Source organism: Halorubrum xinjiangense, from assembly GCF_900102375.1.
GTDB classification, from domain to species: Archaea; Halobacteriota; Halobacteria; order Halobacteriales; family Haloferacaceae; genus Halorubrum; species Halorubrum xinjiangense.
Genome location: NZ_FNBO01000004.1, coordinates 84,118 through 106,927 on the forward strand (window position 1 = coordinate 84,118; position 22,810 = coordinate 106,927).

Sequence of the window (22,810 nt, forward strand, 5' to 3'; positions counted from 1 at the left end):
CCGCCGAGTTAGATCTCGAGTTCGGCCTGCAGGTCGTCCCAGTCCTCGTGGAACCCGTGGGTGGACTCGGTCTCGGCGCCGACCGCCGACTGGTAGACATCGTCGTACTTCAGCAGCTGGCCCCACTCGTCGTGGAACGCCCAGTTACAGTACTTACACATACGAGCCACCACGAGAGGGATCGACATACCGGTTTCGGCGGGAGCGGCGAGCGGTCGGCTCGGAGCCGCGGCCGCCGCCGAACGTCCCGCGGCCGCCGACAGAGTGAACCCCGTCCGCGTCGTACGCTACCTATCAACGCGGGTCGGCCGCGGCGGGAATCCACATGGTCATATACAGACGCGGCGGACACGTTCATGGCGGCGACGAGGCGGTCGAGCGGGGCTGCGACCTCTGCGAGTGGCACGGCGTTGCTGACGGGTATCCGGAGCTGATTTCGCAGTATCAGTCGCACCTCCGCGCGGAACACCCGAAGGCGTGGCTCCGGGTCTGACGCGCGTCGCGGAGTGAAAAAGTTCGGACCGCCGGCGAGGGGTGGTTCGGGAGTTAGGGCTCCAGCAGGACCTTCGTGACGCCCTCCTCGCGGGCGTCGAACGCCTCGTACATCTCGGGCGCCTCGTCGAGGTTGACGCGGTGGGAGACGACCCAACTCGGATCGGCTCGGCCCTCGATGATCATGTCGCGGAGGTACCGGTTGTACTCCTTTACGTTACACTGGCCCGTACCGCATTTGAGCCCCTTCTCGAAGAACTTCCCGAAGTCGATTCCGAGCCGCCCCTGCGCGGCCATGTCGTCGGGCGCGCCCGGGTCCTCGGGCACGTACAGACCGGGGATGCCCAGCTCGCCCGTCGGCCGGACGACGCGGATGAGGTTGTTGATCACGACCGCCGGGTTCTCCTTGGCCGGCTGGTAGGAGTAGTCCTCGGTGTCGGTGTCGACGTCGTCCGGGTCGGTCGCCTGGTACCCGACCGCGTCGACGCCCTTGTCGACCATCCCGCCGTGTTCCTCGATGATCTGGTCGACCGGGTCGCCCTCGGAGAAGTCGATCGGATGGGCGTCACAGTGTTCCTCGGCGAGCTCCAGTCGGCTCGGTACCTGGTCGACGATGTAAATCTCCGCCGCACCCTTGATCTTCGCGCTGTAGGCGGCCATCAGCCCGACCGGCCCCGCGCCGAAGATGGCGACGGACTCGCCGGACTCGAGGTTCGCCAGCTCGGTGCCGTGCCACCCGGTCGGGAAGATGTCCGCGAGCAGCGAGAACGCGTCCTCGTGCTCGCGGCCCTCGGGCAGTTTTAGCGCGTTGTGGTCGGCGTACGGGACGCGCAGCTTCTCGGCCTGTCCGCCCGGATACGGCCCCATCGCGACGTAGCCGTACGCGCCGCCCGCGAAGCCGGGGTTGACGTTGGTACAGAAGCCGGTGTACCCCTCCTCGCAGTTCTGACAGAAGCCGCAGGAGACGTTGAAGGGCATCACGACGCGGTCGCCCTCCTCTAACGTCGAGACGGCCTCGCCGACCTCGCTGACGACCCCCATGTTCTCGTGGCCGAAAACGATTCCCTCCTCGGCCGCGGTACGCCCCTCGTACATGTGGAGGTCGGAGCCGCAGATACAAGACGTCGTGATGTCGACGACGACGTCGTTCGGGTGTTCGATCTCCGGTTCGTCTACGTCCTCGACGGCCACTTCGTACGGGCCTTGGTAGACAACAGCTCTCATAGGATCCGCGAGGAACATGTTAGCACATCATAGTAAATGTTTTTCCGTTATAGTTACGTTTAACAAAACTGATACGCCGAATATTAACGATCTCCCGACTGGGACGACGAGGCCTGTCCGCCCGCTCGGCGGAACCACCGACACACTCATGGACTGCGACGATAGATCGTGTCATATGTACGCACACGGGGGCGGTGAGACGGATGTCCAGTGAACCGGACGACGCGACGAAGACTATCTGTCCGTACTGCGGGGTCGGCTGCGGGATCCGCGTGCTGGAGGGCGACGAGCCCGGCGAGATGCGCTTCATGCCGTGGGCCGACGCGCCGGTGAACGAGGGGAGCGTCTGCATCAAGGGCGGCGCGGCGACGCAGGTCGTCGACCACGAGGACCGACTGACGGAGCCGCTGATCAAGGAGGGCGGCGAGTTCCGCGAGGCGACGTGGGAAGAGGCGTTCGACCGCGTCGTCGACGAGATGGGGTCGATTCGAGAGGCACACGGTCCGGACGGGATGGGCTTCTTCGGCTCCTCGAAGACGTTCAACGAGGAGAACTACCTCATCCAGAAGCTCGCGCGGCGGTACGGCACGAATCAGGTCGACAACTGCACGCGGATGTGTCACGCCTCGACCGTCTGGGCGCTCCGGACCAGCCTCGGCATGGGCGCGATGACGAACAGCATGGCCGACTTAGAGGACTCCGCGGACGTGCTGTGGATCCAGGGCGCGAACCCGGGCGAGCAGCACCCGATCGCCAACAGCCAGTACTTCCGGCAGGCCGTGTTGGAGGGCGCGACCGTCATCCAGGTCGATCCCCACGCGAACAAGACCACCCGGTCGTTTGATATCGGCGACACCGACCGGCACATGCACCTCCAGCTGAAGCCCGGCACCGACATTCCTCTGTTAAATATCGTCCTCAAGACGATCCTGGAGCGCCACGAGGAAGAGCCGGAGGCGGGCTGGATCGACGAGGAGTTCGTGGAGGAGCGCACCAAGGGAATCGACCACCTGAAGGAGACGCTCGCGGACTTCGACAAGGAGGCGGCCGCCGAGGAGTGCGGCGTCCCGCTGGAGGACATCGAGCTCGCCGCCGAGAAGTACGCGATGGCCAACGACGCGGCCATCTTCACCGGGATGGGGATGAGCCAGCATACCTGCGGCGTCGACAACGTTCAAAACGAGATCAACCTCGCGCTGATCACGGGGAACCTCGGCCGCCCCGGAACGGGCGTCAACCCCCTGCGCGGGCAGAACAACGTCCAGGGCACCTGCGACGTGGGCGCGATGCCGAACGTCCTCCCGGGGTACCAGCTCGTCGACGACGACGAGGCCCGCGAGTCCGTCGAGGACGTGTGGGGCTTCGAGATACCCTCCGAGCCCGGGCTGACGAACGTCGAGATATCCCACGCGATCGGCGACACCGTCCACGGCCTCTACGTCATGGGCGAGAACCCGATTATGAGCGAGCCGGACGGCAACGAGACCGAGCGCCGCTTCCGCGAGGAGCTCGACTTCATGGTGGTCCAGGACATCTTCATGACCGAGACCGCCGAGCTCGCGGACGTGGTCCTCCCCGCGACGACGTGGGCCGAGCGCGACGGCACCGTCACCAACACCGACCGCCGCGTCCAGCGCATGCGCGGCGTCCACAAGGTCCACGAGAACACCCGCCACGACCTCGACATCCTCTGTGAGGTGGGGACGCGGCTGTTCGACGGGGACGAGTTCGAGTTCGACGGCCCGGAGGACGTGTTCGAGGAGCTGCGCGAGGTGTGCCCGATCATGCACGGGATGACCTACGACGCGCTCGGCGAGACGGGGCTCCACTGGCCCTGCTACGAGGAGGGCGACGAGGGCGACCCGTTCCTCTACGAGGACGAGTTCGAGACCGAGGACGGCCTCGGCCGCATCGAGGGCGTCGTCCACCAGGAGCCGAAGGAGGTCCCGGACGAGGAGTACCCGCTCGTGTTGACCACCGCGCGGCTCGAAGAGCACTACAACACCGGGACGATGAGCCGACGCTCGCCGACGCTCTCGAAGCAGCACCCGGAGAACTTCGTCGACGTCCACCCGAACGACGCCGAGCGGTACGGCATCGAGGACGGCGACTACGTGAATCTCAAATCGCGCCGCGGCGAGATCACCGTCCGCGCGGACGTCACCGAGGACATCAAGGAGGGGGTCGTCTGGACCACGCCGCACTTCGCGGCCGCCTCCGCGAACCGCCTCACCAACGACGTGCTCGACGAGCGCGCCAAGATCCCCGAGTACAAGGCCGCCTCGGCGGAGATCGAGGTCGACATCGAGGCCGCGGGCGACGACGCAGCGTCCGCCGACGACTGAGCGGCGTCGGCTTTTTTATACGCTCTTTTCGAGCACCGTCTCGGTTTCGTGGCGGACGACGACGCGCTCCGGGACGGGGGCGTCGGCGAACGCGACGGCGACCGAGTACGGGTGGGGCTCGGCGACGTCCGAACAGACGTCGACGTCCGATTCGGGGTCGTCCTCGGAGACGATCCGGAGGCGGAGCGTCCCGTCGTCGAGCGTGGCCTCAAGCAGCGAGACGCGTTCACAGCGGCGGGGTCCGTCGAGGAGCGATCCCGCCACGACCAGCCGCGGCGGGTCCTCGTCGAGCCGTCGACGAACCTCGGCGACGTCGTTCCCGCCGGACCCGGTGACGTCGAGGTCGCCGTCGTACTCGCGGCGGAAGGTCAGTTCGGCGCCGTCGATTTCTGTCGGGGCATCGGTCCACGGCGGGGTGGGACAGCCGGCGAGCGAGGCGGTGCTGACGGCGGCCGCGGACGCGAGGAGGGCTCTGCGGCGCATGTCGCGAGCCACGCGGAGCGCCGTGAAGTGTCTTGTGCGGTCCGGGTGGCGTCCGGAACGGGGTCGGTCGTCGGTCGGTCGACCCCTCGCGGACTCCGTTGGCGTCATCGCTCGTCGCGCTCGGTTGGAGCCGTTCTCCTCACGCGTCCGCCTCCAGCACCGTCTCCTCTCCGTGCCGGACGACGACCCGCTCCGGAACGGGCGCCTCGCTGAACGCGACGCCGACCTCGTAGGGGTGTCCCTCGCCGGCGTCGTTACAGGCGCTTATAAACGGCCGTTGCTCGACCGCAACCTCGATCGACAGGCGCTCGGCGGAGCGCCCTACATCGACCAGATTCACCCGGTAGCACTCCTGTACGCCGCCCATCGCCATCCCTCTGATCAGGAGCCGAGGCGGCGCTCGATCGAACTCGGTGCGAAGTTCGACCCCGCCGAGCCTGTCGCTGTCGGCCGGATCGAACTCGCCGGTGTGTTCGCGGCGGAACGTCAGTTCAGCGCCGTCAAACTGTACGGCGGCGTCGCTCCACGGCGGCGTGGGACAGCCCGCGAGCGAGGCGGTCGAGACGGCGGCTGCGGACGCGAGGAGGGCTCTGCGGCGCATGCCCGGAGCGACGCGAACGGGGGTGAAGTGTCTTGTGCGCCGGTCGGCGTGTGATTGAGCAGGTCGCGAGGAGCGGCCGGCCGCCACCGCCGCATCCGAAACCACTATCCCCGATCCGGCGAATTCCCAGACATGGACTGGCCACACGACCCCGACGGCGAGCAGGGGAGCGAGGGCATGCGGCAGTACGGCCACGCCGTGCTCGCGAAGAAGATCGACGAGGAGGAAGACTTCCCGCTCACGGCCGCGGAGTACGTCGAGCAGTACGGCGACCACCCGATCCGGATCGACTTCGAGACGGTCGTCTCCGTCGCGGAGATCTTCGAGCACGTCGAAAAGGAGGAGTTCGCCGACTTCGTCGAGTTCCACCAGGAGCTCGGCCGGGTGATGCGCGAGAACGGCTACTGGTTCTACGAGGGCGCAGAGCAGTTCGTCGACGGCAGCGCGTAATACGCGCTTTTTGAGTTCTGTGTGGTTCTTTTCGAGGTAGCTCTAGCCGCTCGCTTATAAATAGCTGACAGTGGATCGATGGCGAACACCTCCAAAGCCCCAGCCACGAGGGCCGCGCACACTCGTTGCGCTCCTCGCTCGCGCTGCTCGCTGCGGTGCTTACGTCGTCTGCGCGGCCCTCGCGGCTGCCCCTTTGAGTCCCGCCCCGCACGGCACCGCAGCCTCGCGCCTCCCCAGCCTCGTCAGTCGCCTCCGCTTCGCTCCGGCGACTGACTCCCTCGCACGCGCTCCACGCGGCCGCCGAGGGCGGCCGCTCGGAGGCGCGCGCCACCGCAGTTCTATTTATAAATGTCACAGTGATCGTTCGAGGTTCGTCCGATGGAATCGCCGCGGTCGAGTCGATCGCTCGACTGCCGCTCGACTCTTTTAAGAACGCCCGGGGCGAGCGACCCACCATGGACCACGAGCGGATCGCCGTCCTCGCCCACGAGAAGTTCCCCGACCGCGCGAAGACCGCCCTCGGCGTGCTGCGCTACGGCGACCAGGACGTCAGGGCCGTCCTCGACCGCGACTGCGCCGGCGACCGAGTGAGCGACCACGTCCCGGACGTCGCGGACGCGCCGATCGTCGAGTCGTTCGACGACGCGCACGCGGCCGCCGACGGCGACCTCGACGCCTTATATATCGGGATCGCGCCCATCGGCGGCGGCTTCGACGAGTCGTGGCGCTCGGACGTCGAGGCCGCGATCGAGGCCGGCTGCGACGTGGTGAGCGGCCTCCACTACTTCCTGAACGAGGACGAGGAACTAGCCGCGCTCGCGGACGAGCACGGCGTCGACCTCGTCGACGTGCGGAAGCCCGACGCCGACCTCACGGTCGCGACGGGCGCCTCGGGCGACGTCGACGCCGACGTGGTGTGCACGGTCGGCACCGACTGCTCGGTCGGGAAGATGACGGCCTCGCTGGAGATCGTTGCCGCCGCCCGCGAGCGCGGGATCGACGCCGCGTTCGTCCCCACCGGCCAGACCGGGATCATGATCGCCGGCTGGGGGAACCCGATCGACCGCGTCGTCTCAGACTTCACCGCCGGCGCGGTCGAGGAGATGCTCCTCGAGGTCGGCGACGACCACGACCTGCTCGTCGTCGAGGGGCAGGGGAGCATCGTCCACCCCGCCTACTCCGCGGTCACCTGCGGCATCCTCCACGGGTCGATGGCGGACGGCCTCGTCCTCTGTCACGCCGCGGGCCGCGAGGTCGTCCACGGCTACGAGTCGTTCGATCTCCCGCCGCTCGCCGACTACGTCGACCTCTACGAGGGCCTGGCGGCGCCCGTCAACGAGGCGAGCGTCGTCGCCGGCGCGCTCAACACGAAAGACGTGGCCGACGACGCGGCGGCCGCGGAGGCCGTGACCGACTTCGGCGACGAGGTCGGGGTCCCGGCCGCCGACCCGGTCCGGGACGGCGCAGACCGCATCGTGGACGGGATCGTCGACGCGGGGCTCGGCGGCGAATGAGCCTCCAGACCGAGTTCGAGCGCGTCTCGCTGCCGCTGGAGAACCCGTTCACCATCTCGCGGGGCACCCAGACCGAGGCCGAGAACGTGGTCGTTCGCGTCACCGACGACGCGGGGATGACCGGGATCGGCGGCGCGGCGCCGTCGGCCCACTACGGCGAGACGGCCGACACCGTGGCGGCTGTCATGCCGGACTTACTCGACGCCGTCGAGCGCGTCGGCGATCCCCACGCTGTCCGCGAGATCGAGGCCGAGCTGCGCGCGGTCGTGAACGGCAACCCTGCCGCCCGCTGTGCCGTCTCGATCGCCGTTCACGACCTCGCGGCGAAGCGGCTCGGCGTCCCCCTCTACCGCCTGTGGGGACTCGACCCGAGCGACGCGCCGAAGACCTCGTTCACGGTCGGCCTCGACGAGACCGACCGCGTGCGCGAGAAGACCGCGGACGCCGTCGAGGCGGGCTACGACGTGCTGAAGATCAAGCTCGGCACGGACCGCGACCGGGAGCTGATCGACGCGGTCCGCGAGGCCGCGCCCGACGCCCGGCTGCGCGTCGACGCCAACGAGGCGTGGACGCCGAAGGAGGCCGTCCAGAAGAGCGCGTGGCTCGCCGACCGCGACGTGGAGTTCGTCGAACAGCCCGTCCCGGCGGAGAATCCCGAGGGGCTCCGCTACGTCTACGAGCGCTCCGAGCTCCCGATCGCCGCCGACGAGTCCTGCGTGACCGCGGCGGACGTGCCCGCGATCGCCGACCGCTGCGACATCGCGAACCTGAAGCTGATGAAGACCGGGAGCCTCTCCGAGGCGCGGCGACTGATCGCCGCCGCGCGGGCGCACGGGCTCGAAGTGATGTGCGGCTGTATGATCGAGTCGAACGCGTCGATCGCCGCGGCCGCGCAGCTCGCGCCCCTGCTGGACTACGCCGACGTCGACGGCTCGCTGCTGCTCGCCGACGACTCGTACGAGGGTATCGACCTCGCGGACGGCGAGATCCGCCTCGCCGAGCAGGACCGCGCGGGGACCGGCGCGCGCCCGGCGTCTGAGTGAGGTAAATCGGCGGGGACCGAGGGAGGCTGTGACCGGAGAGCGGGGGACCGGAAACGGGCCTCAGTTCCGCGGCTCGTCGGCCTCGGACTCGGACTCCTCTAACTCGACGTCGAGCTCCTCGTCGAGGTCGGCGTCTCCGGAGCTGCCGTCGCCGTCTAAGTCGCTCTCTAAGTCGTCCGAGTCGATCTCTGCCTCGATGTCGGCCAGCTCGTCGTCGACCGCCTCGTCGCTAACGTCGGCGTCGCCGTTCGAGGACTCGCCTTTCCCAAGTTCCCCTTTCAGCGTCTCCAGCTCGGCGTCGACCTCGCTGTTGGTCGAGAGCCCTTCCAGCTCCCGGTCGATGCTGTCCTTGTCGGAGAGCGCGTCCTCGAAGGCGCCGGAGTCCTCCAGCTCGTCCATCGCCTCCGAGCGCGCCTCCATCTCCTCGGTGCGCTCCTCGGCGCGCTCGATGGAGCGGCTCACGTCCTCCATCTCGTCGCCGACGCCGGTCATCGCCTCCGAGACGCGGGTGGACGCCTCGGCCGCCTCGTAGCGGGCCTTCATCGTCTCCTTCTTGGTGCGGAACTCCTCGATGCGGTTCTGGAGCTTGTTCTTCTTCTCGACGAGCTGGTCTTGGGTGTCGTTCAGCTTCGCGATCTGCCCCTCCAGCTCTTCGATCTGGGCCATCTTCGACTTCTTCTTTTCGAGCGCCTTGCGCGCGAGGTCGTCGCGGTCCTGCTGGACCGCCTCGCGGGCCTGGCGGTTGTGCTTCTCGACGTTCTCTTCGAGCTTGCGCTTCTGGATTTCAAGGCGCTTCTTCTGGGTCGTCAGGTCGGCGATCCCCTGTTTGACGTCCTGAAGTTCGTCGCGCATCTGTTCGTACGAGTAGTCGAGCGACTCCGTCGGGTCCTCCGCCCGGTTGAGGAGGGCGTTCACCTTCGAGCGGATGACGTAGGAGGCGCGCGAGAGGATTCCCATATCCCGTCATACGCGTTCCACCCGTTAAAACCTCATGCGGTTCGCGGCGGAGCGACGCGGTTCGCGGCGGAACGCGTAGCGGCGGCCGGCGGACGCGGTCAGCGACGGACGGGGGCAGCCCCGTCTGCGCTTCCTGAAGGCTTATGCGGAGCGTCGATGTATCCCCCCGCATGGACATCGGCGTGCTAACGGTTCCCTTGGGCGGCGAACCGATCGACGACGCGGCCGCGTACCTCGACGGTATCGGCGTCGACGCCGTCGAACTCGGCGTCGGCGGCTGGCCCGGCGAGGACCACGTGGACCGCGAGGCGCTCATCGGCGACGAGACGGCGCGCGACGAACTGCTCGGGTTGCTCGACGACCACGGGCTCCGGATCTCCGCGCTGGCGACGCACAACAACCCGCTCCATCCGGACGAGGGGCGGGCCGCGGCGGCCGACCGCGAACTGCGCGAGGCGATCGAGTTGGCCGACCAGTTGGGGGTCGAGACTGTCACCTGCTTCTCCGGGCTCCCCGCGGGCGCACCCGGCGACTCGACGCCGAACTGGGTGACCGCGCCGTGGCCGACCGAGCACGCCGACGCGCTCGACTACCAGTGGGACGAGGTCGCGATTCCCTACTGGCGCGACCTGGCGGAACACGCCGAGCGTCACGGTGTCGACGTGGCGATCGAGATGCACCCGAACATGCTGGTGTACGAGCCGACCGGGATGCTCGCGCTCCGGGAGGCAACCAACGACCGGATCGGGGCCAACTTCGACCCCTCGCACCTCTACTGGCAGGGGATCGACGTGACGGAGGCGATCCGCTTTCTGGGCGAGCGCGACGCGATCCACCATTTCCACGCGAAGGACACCAAGGTGTACGACGCGAAGGCCCGCGTGAAAGGCGTCCTCGACACGACGGGGTACGCCGAGGAGGCCGACCGTTCGTGGCTGTTCCGCTCGATCGGCTACGGCCACGGCGAGGGCCACTGGAAGGACGTGGTCTCGACGCTTCGGATGGTCGGCTACGAGGGCGCGCTGTCGATCGAACACGAGGACTCGCTCACGTCGTCGCGCGAGGGGTTAGAGAAGGCCGTCGACGTGCTCGACCGCGCCGTCTTCGAGACGGAGCCGGGCGACGCCTACTGGGCAGAGTGAGGATCCGGCCCGAGGTCGTCGAGCAGCGTCTCCCCGTAGAGGTGGTCGGGTCCGGAACGGAACGCTCGGGGGCGCTTCCACGTCGCGCGTAGTTCGGCGCCGGAGTCGGGCTCGACGAACGAGAACGCCTCCCGATCGTATGGCCAGTCCTCGACGATGGTCGCTTCGTAGACGCGCCAGACCTCGTGGTGACGCCTCTCCTCGTGGTCGAAGACGCGCTCGTAGGTCCCGAGCGGCGAGACGTCGTCGAGAGCGACGCCCAGCTCCTCGTCGAACTCGCGGCGGAGGGCGTCCTCGCTGTGCTCGCCGAACTCGACGCCGCCGCCGAGCAGCCGGAAGTTCCGGCCGCCCGCGTCGTTGCGTCCGACGGCCTGGACCAGCAGCTCCTCGCCCCGTCGGACCGCACCGAGCGTCACGACGCGTATCTCGCGCACGGACTCCGATCGCGGCGTCGGGGCAAAACCGCACCGGTTCGACCCCGGGAACACCCCACACTCAAGGCCCGGTACGGAGAACACCGAGCCATGACACTCCGCATCGGCGTCCTGGGGTATCGGTTCATGGGCAAGGCGCACGCGAACGCGATGGCGCGGCTCCCGATGTTCTTCCCGGACGCGCCCGATATCGAGCGCCACACGCTCGTCGGGCGCGACGAGGCGGCGCTCGCGGACGCGGCCGAGCGGTTCGGCTTTACCCACACCGCGACCGACTGGGAGGCCGCGCTCGACGAGGTCGACGTCTTCTACAATCTCGGGCCGAACCACGTCCACGCGGAGCCGTCGATCGCAGCCCTTGAAGCCGGGATCCCAGTCCTCTGTGAGAAGCCGCTCGCGCCGACGCTAGCGGAGGCGGCGGCGATGCGCGACGCGGCGGCCGCGGCGGACGTGCCCGCGGGCACCGCGTTCAACTACCGGTTCGTCCCCGCGATCCGGTACGCGAAAGGGCTGATCGAGGACGGCGAGCTCGGCGAGATCCGCCAGGTCCGCGGGCGGTACCTCCAAGACTGGCTCGTCGACCCCGAGGCGCCGTGGGCGTGGCGGATGGACGCCGAGATGGCGGGGTCAGGCGCGCTCGGCGACCTCGGCGCGCACACGATCGACCTCGCGAGCTTCCTCGTCGGCGACGCGGTCGGCGGGATCGACCGCGTCTCCGGACAGCTGACGACGTTCGTCGACGAGCGGCCCGTCTACGACGACGAGGGGGAGATCGAGGAGTACCGCGACGTGACGGTCGACGACGCCTACGGCGCGCAGGTCGCCTACGAGTCGGGGGCGACCGGGAGCTTCGAGGCCAGCCGGGTCGCCGAGGGGCACAAGAACGACCACACGATCGCGGTCCACGGGACGAAGGGGAGCCTGAAGTTCTCCTTAGAACGGCTCAACGAACTCGAAGTGCTGCGCGAGGGGAACCGCGGCTACGAGACGGTGCTGGTCACCCAGGAGTCGGACCCCTACGTCGACCGCTGGTGGCCCCCCGGCCACGTTATCGGGTGGGAACACACGTTCGTCCACGAGGACTACGAGTTCCTCTCGGCGGTCGCCGAGGGAGGGGCGTTCGAGCCGTCGTTCGAGGACGGGTACGAGGTCCAGCGCGTCCTCGAGGCGATCGAGCGCGCCGACGAGCGCGGCGAGTGGGTCGCGGTCGAGTGAGTGATTGCGGTCGAGTAAGCGTCGCGGGCGGACGTCACCCCTAGTCCTCGTCCGTCTCGCCGTCAGACGCCGACCCCGCCGCCGGGCGTGCTGCCGCCGTTCTCCTCGCTCCACTCGTCGATCGCGGAGTCCTCGCCGTCGTAGCTGCCGAGCGTCTCGCGGTTGTCGAACGCCACCGGCTCCCAGACGACCTCGAAGTCCTCGTTGCCGGTCGCGTTCGGGACGGGGACCCGATCGCCGGGCCTGACGACGCCGTCGCCGGGCCACGCGCCGAACTGGACGTTCCCGTCCGGGTCCTCGCCGCGGACGTACAGCTCCTCGGCCGGGACCGGCTCGGGGCCGAGCGCGACGACCACGATGTCGCCGTCCTCCTGTTGGCCCTCGAACTCGGCGTCCGGCGGGGCGACGTTGTCGATGAGGCCGAACACCGCCGCGCCGACGATGGCGAGCAGTAACACGACGACCCCGACGAGCAGTCCCGTCCCCGCCAGCGGGGTGAACCCTCGCTCGTCGTCTCGGAACGCGGCCATTCGACCGACACTCAGACGGGGCCGATATAAGGGTTTCCGCGCCGCGTATCAGCCTTGATAAGTTTCCGTGCGAGCGGTGCGGGCCCCCGGACCGGGCGGGATTCGCGCGAAGCGGACCGAACCGGAAACGGGTTATTCCGCGCGGCCGAACTCCGCCCGTGACGTCTCGGATGAGCGATTCGGCCGGCGGTCGCCCCCGCGGCCTCCGGGGGATCGCGCGCACCTGGATCGAGGTACTCGTTCGGCCGCGGCGGGCGCTCGCGAACGGGATCACGCCCGGCGATCAGGCGCCAGCGCTGACGTTCGCGGTCGCGGTCGCCGCGGCGTTCACGCTCGGCCTGATCGCCTCGGACCCCGGAGCGGTGCCGGTCGTCGTCCCGTCCTCCGCGCTGCTGTCCGGGCTCGTGGTGTTCCTCGTCGTGGTCGCGCTGGCGGCGCCGGTCGGCCTCCACCTGACCGCCGCGGTCGCGACCGTCTCGGTCGTCTTAGCGAGCGTCGAGTTCGACGACGGCGTGGGGCTGCGCGACCGCGGCGGCGTGAGCGAGACGGTCCAGGCCGTCGCGTACGCGAGTTCGCCGATGGCGCTGGCCGGGCCGGCGGTTCCCGAGTTCCGCGTCCTCTGTGGCGCGTACGCCGCGGTGCTGCTGGTCGTCGGGCTCCGGACGGTCCACGGGCTGGGGGCGGTGCGGACGGTCGCGGCCGCGCTCCCGCCGGCCGCGCTCGGCTACGGCGTGGGCTACCGCGTCGTGGCCGCGGCGCGGACGCTGCTCGCGGCGTGACGGGCGGGCGCTCGCGGCGTGACGCTCGGGCGCTCGCGGCGTGACGGGCCGGGCGCTCGCGGCGTGACGCTCGGGCGCTCGGCGCGTTCCCGTCGCGTCGGCCAGCGGGCTTTCGACAACCGTTTTAGGCCCGAGGCTCTCGGTGTACTCAAATGGGATCCTGTATCATCTGTGGCACCGACGTCGGGGGCGGTCGCGTCTGCGACTCGCACCAGGAAGACGTCGTGTTCGACTTCCGCGGCGACGCTCCCGACGACCTGGTTCCGAGCCGGTTCTACCGAGGCGTCGTCGACGGGTACGCCGAGTTCGGCGTGTTCGTCGACCTCGCGCCGGGCGTCACCGGACTGCTCCACCGCTCCGAGCTCGACCGTCGACTCGACAGCCTCGACTGGGAGCCCGGCGACGAGGTGTTCGTCCAAGTGAAGGGCGTCCGCGACAACGGTAACATCGACCTCGGCTGGTCGATCCGACAGGCCGACCGCGAGTTCCGCGGCGTCCTCGTTCAGGAGCCCGCCGGGGAGCATCTCCCCGACGAGGAGTCGGACGACGAGGAAGCCGCCGCCGAAGACCAGACCGACGAGGGCGGCGCCGAACCCGAAGAATCGACCGACGAGGCGGCCGCGGAAGACGAGGACGAAAAGCGGGTCGACGACGCCGTCGAAGGCGAAGCGCCCGCCGGCGACAACGTCGTCGAGTCCGACGCCGACCCCGACCCGAGCGGTGAGACGATGTCCGGCGAGGTCAAGGCGAGCGACGAAGCCGACGCGGAGTCCGCCGAGGCCGAGGAGACCGACGAGACCGAGTTCGTTGCGTCCGACGGGGACGACGAGCCCGACGCCGAGGACGACGAGCCCGACGCCGACGCAGACGCAGAGGACGACGCAGACGGCGAGGACGACGCAGAACCTGACGCCGACGGGAAGCCAGAGCGCGCGTCGATCACGACGCTCGGAGACGCGGTCGGCGAGACGGTCCGGATCGAGGGCGAGGTCGTCGGCGTCCGCCAGACCGGTGGCCCGACGGTGTTCGAGGTCAGCGACGAGACGGGCGCCGTCGACGTGGCCGCGTTCGTCGAGCCGGGCGTCCGGGCGCACCCTGACGTCGAGGTCGGCGACGCGGTGCGGGTCGACGGCGAGGTCGAGAGCCACCGCGGCGACGTCCAGGTCGAGTCCGAGGCGCTTGTCCTCCTCGACGGCGAGGACGCAGAAGCGGTTCGCCGCCGCATCGCCGAGGCGCTCACCGACGAGGCGCGCCCCGAGGGGCTCCAGCCGCTCGCGGGCGACGAGACGGTCGCCGAGCTCGCGGACGGCCTGCTCGACGCGGCCGAGGCGGTCCGACGCGCGGTCCTCGAATCGCGGCCGATCGTCGTCCGCCACCCGGCGACCGCCGACGGCTACGTCGCGGGCGCCGCGGTCGAGCGCGCCGTCCTCCCGCTGATCCGCGACGAACACGCGAAGAGCGACGCTGAGTACCACTACTTCACCCGCCGCCCGCTCGACGAGCCGGTGTACGGGATGGACGCGGCCACCAACGACGCGACGCGGATGCTCCAGGACCGCGACCGCCACGACGAGAAGCTCCCCCTGTTCCTGCTCGTCGGGGCGGGCTCGACGACCGAGTCCGCGGACGGCATCGACCTGCTGTCGGTGTACGGGGTCGACGCGGTCGTCGTCGACGCCGCGGTCGCGGACCCCGAGACGCGGGACGCGGTCGACACGCTCGTCTCGCCGGAGCTGTCCGACGTCGGCGGCGACGAGACGCTCTCGACGGGCGCGCTCGTCGCCTCGCTGGCGTCGGCGATCAACGACGGGGTCCGCGCCGACCTCCGGCACCTGCCGGCGGTGAGCTACTGGGCGGACGCCCCCGAGCGGTACGTGGACCTCGCCCGCGACGCGGGCTACGACGCCGAGCGTGTCGCGGAGCTCCGCGAGGCGGTCGCGCTGGAGGCGTACTACCAGTCGTACCAGGACAAACGCGAACTGATCGCGGACCTGCTGTTCTCGGACGGCGGTAACCTCGCGGCGCACGTCTCCGAGCAGTTCCGCGAGAAGCTGGAGACCGAGATCGAGACCGCGGACGCGAACGTCGTGACCGAGGCGGTCGACGGCGTCGAGTTCGCGCTGCTCGACACCGACGGCTACACGCACCGGTACGACTTCCCGCCGACGCCGCTCCTCTTGGACGACCTCCACCGACGGCGCGCCGACGGCGAGCCGTTCGCGACGGTCGGGGTCGGCACCGACGAGCTGTACGTGCGCGCGACGGCGGACGTCTCCGTCCGCGACGTGGCCGAGCGCGCGGCCGAGCTCGCGCCGAAGGCAGATATCGCCACCGCGGGCGTCCGCGAGGGGAAAATTGAGTTCCTCTCGGGCGAGCGCGACGCCGTCGAGGACGCCGTCGTCGCCGCCGTCGCCGAGTCGTTCTGAGCCGGGCGCTTCGATCCGGGCGCTCCGGGCCGAAGTATGCGCGATAGTGTTCTTTTATTCCTGTTCGAAAACTGTTGAGCATCGGATCCGCCGGTAGATTATTACAGGTGTGTGATTCTTTCACATCTAGGTGTCACAGACATGGCCACACAACCCTCTGAACGGACGCTTCGCGCGGAGCTACTCGGTCGCAACGTGGAGTTCAACTACTCCGAGACCTGGCTCGCGTACTCGATGCTCGGGCTCCGGGTCGTGATGGCGTGGGTGTTCCTCCAAGCCGGCTTAGAGAAGCTGTTCGAAGGCGGGCTCGCGGATCCACTCGCGTGGAGTTCAGTGGGGTTCCTCCAGAACGCCATCGCGGACGGTAACCCGCTACAGGGGCTGTTCCTCTTTTTCGCGGACTACGCCGCGATCATCGACCCGATGGTGGTGTTCGGGCAGATCCTGATCGGGTTGGCGCTGCTGTTCGGCGTCCTCTTCCGGTTCGCGGCGCTGATGGGCGCGATCATGATGTCGATGTTCTGGACCGCGGCGTGGCAGGGCGGGCTCATGGACGGGTTCCCGGTGGCGCACGGCTACTTCGTCGACAGCTCGCTCGTGTACATGCTGATCCTGTTCGGCCTCGGCGCGTGGGGCGCGGGACGGATCGTCGGGGTCGACCGGGCATTAGAGCAGACGGAGCTCGTCAGGAACGCTCCGGCCCTGCGGTACCTGCTCGGGTGACGCGGCCGACCGGGGCACGACACGGCGGTCACCGCCGGGTGAACGGGCCGGGCGGGAGGATGAGGTCGTCGAGCTCCGGCCGCTGTTTTACGTTGAACACGACCGACAGCTCGTCTGTCAGCGGGTAGCCGTTACAGGAGAGTCGGAACCCCCGCTCGGCGAGGTCGTCGGGCATGATGTGGTCGGTCGGCTGGGAGAGCTCCCCCTCGGCGAGGTACACCGCGCAGTTCGCGCAGGCGCCGCCGCGACAGGAGAAGGGCCACGCGAAGCCGCTGCGCTCGGCCGCCTCCAGCAGGCTCTCGTCGGGGTGGACGAGCAGGCGACCGTGGGCGTCGGGGCCGAGGTCGGCGTGTCCGGCCTTCCGGAACAGCTCGTCGTCGTCGAGTGACCAGCCGTAGTCGACGACGGCCTCGTAGTCGAGGAACTCGACGCGGGTCGACTTCGGCTCGCGCGCGTCGTCCCCCTCGGTGAGGTCGACGTCCGCGGGGTCGGTCCCGTCGCCCCCGTCGCCGTCGTCGTCGCGCTCGGACAGCTCTCGGTAGGCGCGGCGGACGAGCTGGAACTCCTCGATCGAACCGCCCTGGTCGGGGTGCGCGCGCTTCACGCGCTCGCGGTAGGCCCGTTCGACCGCCTCGTCGTCGGCGTCCTCGTCGACCTCCAACACCTCGAACGGGGAGACCATTCAGACGCATCTCCGTACGCGCGTGACGCACATAAACTGCCCAGAAGTCGGCAGGCGGATCGCGGGGGGACTGCGAGCGGCGATCGCGGCGCGGTACGGACCCGTCAGCGTTTACAAGCGGCGCGCCCTGAGTCCGACAATGGGAAACGCCGACCTGCGCGACCTCGCGTCGATCCGCGACGTCCCCTTCGCGGAGCTGGAGGGGAGCGTCGTCGCCGTCGACGCGCACAACTGGCTGTACCGCTACCTCACGACGACGGTCAAGTGGACGGCCGACGAGGCGTACACCACGGCCGACGGCGTCGAGGTCGCGAACCTGATCGGGGTCGTCCAGGGGCTCCCGAAGTTCTTCGAACACGACCTGATCCCCGTGATGGTGTTCGACGGCGCCGTCACCGACCTGAAGGCCGACGAGGTGGCGGAGCGCCGCGAGAAGCGCGAGGCGGCCGAGGAGCGACGGGCGGCGGCCGAGGAGCGCGGCGACGCCGTCGAGGCCGCGCGCCTCGAAGCGCGCACGCAGCGGCTCACCGACACGATACAGGAGACGACCCGCGAGCTACTGGAACGCCTCGACGTGCCGATCGTCGAGGCGCCCGCCGAGGGGGAAGCGCAGTGCGCGTACATGGCGGCGACCGGGACCGTTGACCACGCCGGCAGCGAGGACTACGACACCCTGCTCTTCGGCGCGCCGACGACGCTCCGCCAGCTGACGAGCAAGGGCGACCCGGAGCTGATGGACCTCGCGGCGACGCTTTCGGAGCTGGGGCTCGATCGACAGGGGCTCGTCGACGTGGCGATGCTCTGTGGCACCGACTTCAACGAGGGCGTCCGCGGGATCGGCCCGAAGACCGCGGTGAAAGCGGTGACGGAACACGGCGACCTGTGGGGCGTGCTGGAGGCGCGCGACGCCGAGATCCCGAACGCCGAGGCGATCCGGGAGCTGTTCATGGACCCCCCGGCCGAGGACGTCGCGGTCGACGCCGACGTGAACCCCGACGTCGAGGCCGCCCGCGCGTACGTCGTCGACGAGTGGGGCGTCGCCGCCGACGAGGTCGAACGCGGGTTCGAGCGCATCGCGGAGTCGCAGGTCCAGACCGGGCTCGACCGGTGGACCTGACGGGGCGCGTCGAACGACGATCCGACGGTCGTCCGCGGGCGCAACCGCCGCGAACACACCTTTTATTTCCTCGTCGTCAGAAGAGTGAATCACACGTGTCGCGGGCCGAAACCCGAGCGGACCGCGGCGACCCTGACCAATGAGCTTCGACGTTCCCGACGACAGACGGTATCTGGAATCGCACGAGTGGGCGACGACCGGCGGCGAGGCCGTCCGTGTCGGCGTCTCCGACTTCGCGCAAGACGAGCTCGGCGAAGTGGTGTTCGTCGAGCTCCCCGAGGTCGGCGACGAGATCGCCGCCGGCGAGTCGTTCGGCGTCGTCGAATCTATCAAGGCCGTCTCTGACCTCTACGCGCCCGTCTCGGGCGAGGTCGTCGCGGTCAACGAGGACCTGTTCGACCAGCCGGAGCTCGTCAACGAGGACCCGTACGGCGACGGCTGGATGCTGGAGGTCGCCCCCGCCGACGGCGGCGACGCCGAGGGACTGCTCGACGCCGACGCGTACGACGACCAGATCGCTTGATTCCCGGACCGACGCCGAGAGCGGACCGCGGACCGGCACCGGGGACGGACAGCGGACCGAAGACGACACACCCACCCGACACACGACCATGACCACGCCACCTTCCGACGCCGCTTCACCCGCGAACCGACGAGCCGCGAACCGACGAGTCGCAACCGGACGGGCCACAGACGAGCGGTCGACCGACCGCGGACGAGGCGGAGCGAACCGATGAGCTGGGCGAACGGCACGCCGTACGCGCCCCACACCGACGACGAGACCGCGGCGATGCTGGCGGCGATCGGCGTCGACGACGAGGAGGCGCTGTTCGACATCCCGGAGTCGGTCGCCTTCGACGGCGACTTCGGCATCGACGCGCGGACCGAACGCGAGATACGCGACGAGTGCGCGCGGGTCTTCGCGCGAAACGACGACCTCACGGAGTTCCTCGGCCGGGGCCACTACGGCCACTACGTGCCGAGCGTCGTCGACCACCTCGCGGACCGCGCCGAGTTCCTCACGAGCTACACCCAGTACCAGCCGGAGGTCTCGCAGGGGTTCCTCCAGGCGCTCTTCGAGTACCAGTCGATGCTGGTCGAGCTCACCGGGCTCGACGTCGCGAACTGCTCGATGTACGACGCCGCGACCGCGCTGGGCGAGGCCGCGACGCTCGCGGACCGCGTCCGGTCGACCTCGGGCGACACCGTCCTCGTCCCGGAACAGCTTCGCGAGGGGAAGCGAGCGGTGCTGGAGAACTACTGCGACGGCGCCGACCTGACCGTCGAGACGTACCCGATGGCCGACGGGACGGCCGACGTCGACGCGCTCGCCGACCGCGCAGGCGACGACGTCGTGATGGTGTACGCCGAGAGCCCGACCGTCCGCGGCTGTCTCGAAGAGCGGCTCGCGGCCATCGGTGAGGTCGCCGACGAGACCGACGCGCTGTTCGCGCTCGGCTCCGACGTCGTGGCGCTGTCGGTCCTAGAGTCGCCGGAGGCGGTCGGCGCCGACGTCGTCGTCGGCGAGGCCGGGGCGCTCGGCCTGCCGACCAGCTACGGCATGGGGCTGGGGATCTTCGCCTGCCGGGACGACTTCCTGCGGCAGGTGCCCGGCCGGCTCGTCGGCGCGAGCGAGGAGCGCGCGCCGCCGGAGGGGGCGCGAGACGGAGGCGCCGGAGGCGCCGACGCCGGCGGCACCCGCGCGTACACGCTGACGCTCCAGACGCGCGAACAGCACATCCGCAAGGAGCGGGCCACCTCGAACATCTGCACGAACCAGGCGTGGGTCGCGCTCCGTGCGGCGATCCACGCGGCGACACTGGGTCCGGACGGGCTCGTCGACCTCGCGAACGACTGCGTCCGGGAGGCGGCCGCGCTCGCCGACCGGATCGACGAGCTCTCCGGCGCGGCCGCGCCCGTCCACGACCGTCACCACTTCCGGGAGTTCGCGGTGCGGGTCGACCAGCCGGCGGCGCCGGTCGCCGAGGACTTGGAGAAGGAGGGGTTCGCGGTCCACGCGATCGGCGAGCACCTGCTTCAGGTGTGCGTCACCGACCTGAACGCCGGGAAGACAGACGAGCTCGTCGCGGCCTTCGAGGAGGTGCTTTGATGATCCACGACCAGGCGAACTACGAGCGAGAGGGCGAGGACGTCCGCGAGCCGCTGCTCTCGGAGAAAGGCCAAGAGACCGTCGACGTGCGGGAGGACTCCCCGCTGCCCGACGACCTGACCCGCGAGGAGCTGACGCTGCCGAACCCGTCGGAGCCGGAGACGGCGCGTCACTACACCCGGCTCTCGCAGATGAACTGGGCGATCGACTCGGGGCCGTACCCGCTCGGGAGCTGTACGATGAAGTACAACCCCAAGTTCACCGAGGACGTGGCGGCCGACCCGAACGCGGCGATCCACCCCGATCGCTCCGCGCGCTCCGCGCAGGGGAACCTCGAGCTCCAGTGCCGGCTCCAGGAGGTCCTCGCGGACATCGGCGGAATGGACGCCGTCACGCTCCAGCCGCCGGCGGGCGCCGCCGGGGAGCTGACGGGCATCCTCGTCGCGAAGGCGTACCACGAACACCACGGCAACGACCGCTCTGAGGTCGTGATCCCGGCGTCGGCGCACGGGACGAACTTCGCGACGGCGGCGACCGCGGGCTACGACGTGGTCGAACTGCCCTCGGGCGAGGACGGCCGCGTCGATCTCGAAGCCCTGGAGGCGGCCGTCGGCGACGAGACGGCCGCCTTGATGCTCACGAACCCGAACACCGTCGGGCTCTTCGAGCGCGACATCTCCGAGATCGCGGACATCGTTCACGACGCCGGCGGCCTGCTCTACTACGACGGCGCGAACCTCAACGCGCTGCTCGGCCGCGGGCGCCCCGGCGACATGGGGTTCGATGTGATGCACTACAACGTCCACAAGACGTTCGCGACGCCCCACGGCGGCGGCGGCCCCGGCGCCGGGCCGGTCGGCGTCGTCGACGAGCTGGCGCCGTTCCTCCCGACGCCGCGGGTGCGCGAGGCGGCGGAGGGGTCGGGGTACGAGCGCTTCGAGCCGGACCACACGATCGGAAAGGTCCACGGCTTCGCGGGCAACTGGCTCGTGCTGGTCAAGGCGTACGCGTACATCGCCCGCCTCGGCGACGGGGGGCTGTCGGACGCGGCGGCGAAGGCCGTCCTCAACGCGAACTACCTCGCCGAGCGGATCGATCTCGACGTGCCGCACGGCCCCTTCCACCACGAGTTCGCGGCGACCGCGGGCGACCGCGACGCGGCCGACGTCGCCAAGCGCATGCTTGATTTCGGCGTCCACCCGCCGACGACGAAGTGGCCGGAGATGGTGCCGGAGGCGATGCTGACCGAGCCGACGGAGATCGAGGGACAGTCCTCGCTCGACGACCTCGCCGAGGCGTTCAACCTCGCGTACGCCGACACCGACGAGGCGCTCGACGCGGCCCCGAACCGGACCGCCGCGGGCCGGATCGACCAGGTCGGCGCCGCGCGGAACCCGCGGCTCTCGTGGCAGGCGCTCGACGGGGAGTAGGGCGACTCCGAGGGAAGGGGTCGGCCGCGTCAGGGCTCGGTCGGCGCGGACCGCACCGGTTTCTCGCGGTCCGGGTCGCCGGTGTCGAACTCGTCGGCCTCGTGCTCGCCTGTCTCCCCCTCGTCGGCCTCGGAGTCGTCGCCGTCGAGCTCCTCGCCGATCGAGACCGGCTCGGGAGACCCGGTCTCGGCTCCCGTCGCGCCCGCCGCGTCCGACGCCGAGGCGAACGGCCCCTCGCCGTCGACGAACCGGCGCATCACCCGCCCTTCGGCGCGGTGGAGCGTCTCGCTACAGGTCGACTTCGCGATCCCGTTCGCCTCGGCCAGCTCCGTGAGCGTACAGCGGCGCGGGGTGTCGTAGTACCCGGCGCGCACCGCCTCGAAGACGAGCTCGCGCTGCGCCTCGGTGAGCGTCCGGTCCCGGCTGTCGCCCCCGGTGGCGGCGACGCCGACCGTTATCCCGTCGCCCGCGAGCCGGCGGCCGAACGCCTCGATCCGGTCGCGGTCGCCGACGACGGTCACCCTCGCGCGGCCTTCGGCGACATCGACCGTCGACTCGATCGGGAGGCCGACCGCCCGCGCCGCGGGGAGGTACGCGGGGGCGCGCCCAACGACCCGGAGCGTGCGGACGTCGCCGCGTCGGTCGACGGTCGTCACGCGCGCGACGCGTTCGTGCTCGCGGAGCGCGTTCTCCATGCGGTCCCGCTCGGTACCGCCGACGAGGACCGTCGCGGCCGCCTCGGGATCCTCGTCGGTCGGCGGCCGCCCGGCGGCGGCGTCCGACCCGTCGGCGGCCGCGCCAGTGTTCGCGTCAAGCGCGTCGCCGGCCGCGCCAGCGGCCGCGTCGACCGCGCCGTCGACCGCGATCGTCTCCGCGACTCGGAGCGTCGCCGCGGGGACGCGCCGGGAGGCGTCCCCGAGCCACGATCCGGTCGGAAGGTCTAATCGGAGGACCGTTCGGCTCATCGGTACCACCTCGATTCTCTCGGCGGGGCGGATGCGGTCGCAGGAGCAGGCATCTCGTCTCGCGGTACGACGGCGGGCCCCCTCCGCGTACCCCTTCATTCGTTTCGAACCTAAGTACCCGCTGCGAGCGCGGCACCGGACGCGTCGG

23 protein-coding genes are annotated in these 22,810 nt (G+C 69.9%); 14 read left to right on the forward strand and 9 right to left on the reverse strand.

The genetic code is table 11. The annotated features are described in order from the left end of the window. Window positions 1-8: 8 nt before the first annotated feature. A complete protein-coding gene (locus tag F3H13_RS16140) occupies window positions 9-161 on the reverse strand; it encodes a hypothetical protein (protein WP_188128009.1) in 153 nt (50 codons plus the stop codon). Between the two features lie 164 nt (window positions 162-325). On the opposite strand from F3H13_RS16140, the gene F3H13_RS16145 reads away from it, so the two are divergent. Next, complete coding sequence (locus F3H13_RS16145) at window positions 326-493, forward strand: hypothetical protein (RefSeq protein WP_188128010.1); 168 nt, start codon at window positions 326-328, stop codon at window positions 491-493. A 53-nt stretch (window positions 494-546) separates the two neighbouring features. Here F3H13_RS16145 and F3H13_RS06335 read toward each other — a convergent pair whose 3' ends face one another. Further along, window positions 547-1,716: a glutathione-independent formaldehyde dehydrogenase gene (locus tag F3H13_RS06335; protein WP_149798199.1), complete on the reverse strand. Its 1,170-nt coding sequence runs from the start codon at window positions 1,714-1,716 to the stop codon at window positions 547-549. A 203-nt stretch (window positions 1,717-1,919) separates the two neighbouring features. On the opposite strand from F3H13_RS06335, the gene fdhF reads away from it, so the two are divergent. Further along, window positions 1,920-4,061: a formate dehydrogenase subunit alpha gene (gene fdhF / locus F3H13_RS06340; protein ID WP_149798200.1), complete on the forward strand. Its 2,142-nt coding sequence runs from the start codon at window positions 1,920-1,922 to the stop codon at window positions 4,059-4,061. Between the two features lie 15 nt (window positions 4,062-4,076). On the opposite strand, the gene F3H13_RS06345 is transcribed toward fdhF, so the two are convergent. Both F3H13_RS06345 and F3H13_RS06350 read right to left on the reverse strand, forming a co-directional pair. Beyond that, entirely contained in the window at window positions 4,077-4,544 is a 468-nt protein-coding gene (locus tag F3H13_RS06345; RefSeq protein WP_149798201.1) for a hypothetical protein, read from the reverse strand. A 139-nt stretch (window positions 4,545-4,683) separates the two neighbouring features. Then, on the reverse strand, window positions 4,684-5,145 hold the full coding sequence (locus F3H13_RS06350) for a hypothetical protein (RefSeq protein ID WP_149798202.1): 462 nt from the start codon (window positions 5,143-5,145) through the stop codon (window positions 4,684-4,686). 132 nt (window positions 5,146-5,277) lie between these two features. On the opposite strand from F3H13_RS06350, the gene F3H13_RS06355 reads away from it, so the two are divergent. From F3H13_RS06355 to F3H13_RS06365, 3 genes are all read left to right on the forward strand, one after another. Further along, window positions 5,278-5,595, forward strand: a complete 318-nt coding sequence (locus tag F3H13_RS06355; protein ID WP_149798203.1) for a DUF5785 family protein — start codon at window positions 5,278-5,280, stop codon at window positions 5,593-5,595. 455 nt (window positions 5,596-6,050) lie between these two features. Further along, window positions 6,051-7,109 (forward strand): DUF1611 domain-containing protein, encoded by a 1,059-nt coding sequence (locus tag F3H13_RS06360; protein ID WP_149798204.1) that lies wholly within the window; start codon window positions 6,051-6,053, stop codon window positions 7,107-7,109. Then, a complete protein-coding gene (locus F3H13_RS06365) occupies window positions 7,106-8,152 on the forward strand; it encodes a dipeptide epimerase (RefSeq protein WP_149798205.1) in 1,047 nt (348 codons plus the stop codon). Before F3H13_RS06360 ends, F3H13_RS06365 begins: the two co-directional genes overlap by 4 nt. A 60-nt stretch (window positions 8,153-8,212) precedes the next feature. Here the strand turns inward: F3H13_RS06365 and F3H13_RS06370 are convergent, their stop codons facing one another. Further along, complete coding sequence (locus F3H13_RS06370; protein WP_149798206.1) at window positions 8,213-9,109, reverse strand: PspA/IM30 family protein; 897 nt, start codon at window positions 9,107-9,109, stop codon at window positions 8,213-8,215. A 170-nt stretch (window positions 9,110-9,279) separates the two neighbouring features. On the opposite strand from F3H13_RS06370, the gene F3H13_RS06375 reads away from it, so the two are divergent. Beyond that, the gene (locus F3H13_RS06375) at window positions 9,280-10,251 is read left to right on the forward strand and encodes a sugar phosphate isomerase/epimerase family protein (protein ID WP_149798207.1); all 972 of its coding nucleotides are present in this window, start codon (window positions 9,280-9,282) and stop codon (window positions 10,249-10,251) included. Here F3H13_RS06375 and F3H13_RS06380 read toward each other — a convergent pair. Beyond that, complete coding sequence (locus tag F3H13_RS06380; protein WP_149798208.1) at window positions 10,236-10,685, reverse strand: NUDIX domain-containing protein; 450 nt, start codon at window positions 10,683-10,685, stop codon at window positions 10,236-10,238. The two genes, F3H13_RS06375 and F3H13_RS06380, sit on opposite strands and share 16 nt — an antisense overlap. A 90-nt stretch (window positions 10,686-10,775) precedes the next feature. Here F3H13_RS06380 and F3H13_RS06385 point away from each other — a divergent pair, with 90 nt between their 5' ends. Next, window positions 10,776-11,900 (forward strand): Gfo/Idh/MocA family protein, encoded by a 1,125-nt coding sequence (locus tag F3H13_RS06385; RefSeq protein ID WP_149798209.1) that lies wholly within the window; start codon window positions 10,776-10,778, stop codon window positions 11,898-11,900. A gap of 62 nt (window positions 11,901-11,962) precedes the next feature. On the opposite strand, the gene F3H13_RS06390 is transcribed toward F3H13_RS06385, so the two are convergent. Continuing rightward, a complete protein-coding gene (locus F3H13_RS06390) occupies window positions 11,963-12,430 on the reverse strand; it encodes a type IV pilin (RefSeq protein ID WP_149798210.1) in 468 nt (155 codons plus the stop codon). 170 nt (window positions 12,431-12,600) lie between these two features. On the opposite strand from F3H13_RS06390, the gene F3H13_RS06395 reads away from it, so the two are divergent. From F3H13_RS06395 to F3H13_RS06405, 3 genes are all read left to right on the forward strand, one after another. Next, on the forward strand, window positions 12,601-13,209 hold the full coding sequence (locus tag F3H13_RS06395; RefSeq protein WP_149798211.1) for a YIP1 family protein: 609 nt from the start codon (window positions 12,601-12,603) through the stop codon (window positions 13,207-13,209). Window positions 13,210-13,361: 152 nt separating this feature from the next. Then, entirely contained in the window at window positions 13,362-15,635 is a 2,274-nt protein-coding gene (locus F3H13_RS06400) for a DHH family phosphoesterase (protein ID WP_149798212.1), read from the forward strand. A gap of 141 nt (window positions 15,636-15,776) precedes the next feature. Further along, the gene (locus F3H13_RS06405; RefSeq protein ID WP_149798213.1) at window positions 15,777-16,358 is read left to right on the forward strand and encodes a DoxX family protein; all 582 of its coding nucleotides are present in this window, start codon (window positions 15,777-15,779) and stop codon (window positions 16,356-16,358) included. Window positions 16,359-16,386: 28 nt separating this feature from the next. On the opposite strand, the gene fer is transcribed toward F3H13_RS06405, so the two are convergent. Continuing rightward, a complete protein-coding gene (gene fer, locus F3H13_RS06410) occupies window positions 16,387-17,040 on the reverse strand; it encodes a ferredoxin Fer (RefSeq protein ID WP_149798214.1) in 654 nt (217 codons plus the stop codon). A gap of 139 nt (window positions 17,041-17,179) precedes the next feature. Here fer and fen point away from each other — a divergent pair, with 139 nt between their 5' ends. From fen to gcvPB, 4 genes are all read left to right on the forward strand, one after another. Continuing rightward, window positions 17,180-18,157, forward strand: coding sequence for a flap endonuclease-1 (fen, locus tag F3H13_RS06415; protein ID WP_149798215.1), 978 nt, complete (start codon window positions 17,180-17,182; stop codon window positions 18,155-18,157). A gap of 139 nt (window positions 18,158-18,296) precedes the next feature. Further along, complete coding sequence (gene gcvH, locus F3H13_RS06420; RefSeq protein ID WP_149798216.1) at window positions 18,297-18,680, forward strand: glycine cleavage system protein GcvH; 384 nt, start codon at window positions 18,297-18,299, stop codon at window positions 18,678-18,680. A 210-nt stretch (window positions 18,681-18,890) separates the two neighbouring features. Continuing rightward, complete coding sequence (gcvPA, locus tag F3H13_RS06425; RefSeq protein WP_149798217.1) at window positions 18,891-20,267, forward strand: aminomethyl-transferring glycine dehydrogenase subunit GcvPA; 1,377 nt, start codon at window positions 18,891-18,893, stop codon at window positions 20,265-20,267. Beyond that, window positions 20,267-21,697 carry an aminomethyl-transferring glycine dehydrogenase subunit GcvPB gene (gene gcvPB / locus F3H13_RS06430; RefSeq protein WP_149798218.1) on the forward strand — a complete coding sequence of 477 codons (1,431 nt, stop codon included), beginning with the start codon at window positions 20,267-20,269 and terminating at the stop codon, window positions 21,695-21,697. The genes gcvPA and gcvPB overlap by 1 nt, the downstream gene beginning before the upstream one ends. A gap of 29 nt (window positions 21,698-21,726) precedes the next feature. Here the strand turns inward: gcvPB and F3H13_RS06435 are convergent, their stop codons facing one another. Continuing rightward, window positions 21,727-22,662, reverse strand: a complete 936-nt coding sequence (locus F3H13_RS06435; protein WP_149798219.1) for a helix-turn-helix domain-containing protein — start codon at window positions 22,660-22,662, stop codon at window positions 21,727-21,729. Window positions 22,663-22,810: the final 148 nt, after the last annotated feature.

Excerpts from the sequence above, each read along its gene's own strand:
- F3H13_RS16140 (WP_188128009.1), bottom strand. The coding sequence starts at position 161 with ATGTGTAAGTACTGTAACTGGGCGTTCCACGACGAGTGGGGCCAGCTG.
- F3H13_RS16145 (WP_188128010.1), top strand. The coding sequence starts at position 326 with ATGGTCATATACAGACGCGGCGGACACGTTCATGGCGGCGACGAGGCG.
- F3H13_RS06335 (WP_149798199.1), bottom strand. The coding sequence starts at position 1,716 with ATGAGAGCTGTTGTCTACCAAGGCCCGTACGAAGTGGCCGTCGAGGAC.
- fdhF (WP_149798200.1), top strand. The coding sequence starts at position 1,920 with ATGTCCAGTGAACCGGACGACGCGACGAAGACTATCTGTCCGTACTGC.
- F3H13_RS06345 (WP_149798201.1), bottom strand. The coding sequence starts at position 4,544 with ATGCGCCGCAGAGCCCTCCTCGCGTCCGCGGCCGCCGTCAGCACCGCC.
- F3H13_RS06350 (WP_149798202.1), bottom strand. The coding sequence starts at position 5,145 with ATGCGCCGCAGAGCCCTCCTCGCGTCCGCAGCCGCCGTCTCGACCGCC.
- F3H13_RS06355 (WP_149798203.1), top strand. The coding sequence starts at position 5,278 with ATGGACTGGCCACACGACCCCGACGGCGAGCAGGGGAGCGAGGGCATG.
- F3H13_RS06360 (WP_149798204.1), top strand. The coding sequence starts at position 6,051 with ATGGACCACGAGCGGATCGCCGTCCTCGCCCACGAGAAGTTCCCCGAC.
- F3H13_RS06365 (WP_149798205.1), top strand. The coding sequence starts at position 7,106 with ATGAGCCTCCAGACCGAGTTCGAGCGCGTCTCGCTGCCGCTGGAGAAC.
- F3H13_RS06370 (WP_149798206.1), bottom strand. The coding sequence starts at position 9,109 with ATGGGAATCCTCTCGCGCGCCTCCTACGTCATCCGCTCGAAGGTGAAC.
- F3H13_RS06375 (WP_149798207.1), top strand. The coding sequence starts at position 9,280 with ATGGACATCGGCGTGCTAACGGTTCCCTTGGGCGGCGAACCGATCGAC.
- F3H13_RS06385 (WP_149798209.1), top strand. The coding sequence starts at position 10,776 with ATGACACTCCGCATCGGCGTCCTGGGGTATCGGTTCATGGGCAAGGCG.
- F3H13_RS06390 (WP_149798210.1), bottom strand. The coding sequence starts at position 12,430 with ATGGCCGCGTTCCGAGACGACGAGCGAGGGTTCACCCCGCTGGCGGGG.
- F3H13_RS06395 (WP_149798211.1), top strand. The coding sequence starts at position 12,601 with ATGAGCGATTCGGCCGGCGGTCGCCCCCGCGGCCTCCGGGGGATCGCG.
- F3H13_RS06400 (WP_149798212.1), top strand. The coding sequence starts at position 13,362 with ATGGGATCCTGTATCATCTGTGGCACCGACGTCGGGGGCGGTCGCGTC.
- F3H13_RS06405 (WP_149798213.1), top strand. The coding sequence starts at position 15,777 with ATGGCCACACAACCCTCTGAACGGACGCTTCGCGCGGAGCTACTCGGT.
- fer (WP_149798214.1), bottom strand. The coding sequence starts at position 17,040 with ATGGTCTCCCCGTTCGAGGTGTTGGAGGTCGACGAGGACGCCGACGAC.
- fen (WP_149798215.1), top strand. The coding sequence starts at position 17,180 with ATGGGAAACGCCGACCTGCGCGACCTCGCGTCGATCCGCGACGTCCCC.
- gcvH (WP_149798216.1), top strand. The coding sequence starts at position 18,297 with ATGAGCTTCGACGTTCCCGACGACAGACGGTATCTGGAATCGCACGAG.
- gcvPA (WP_149798217.1), top strand. The coding sequence starts at position 18,891 with ATGAGCTGGGCGAACGGCACGCCGTACGCGCCCCACACCGACGACGAG.
- gcvPB (WP_149798218.1), top strand. The coding sequence starts at position 20,267 with ATGATCCACGACCAGGCGAACTACGAGCGAGAGGGCGAGGACGTCCGC.
- F3H13_RS06435 (WP_149798219.1), bottom strand. The coding sequence starts at position 22,662 with ATGAGCCGAACGGTCCTCCGATTAGACCTTCCGACCGGATCGTGGCTC.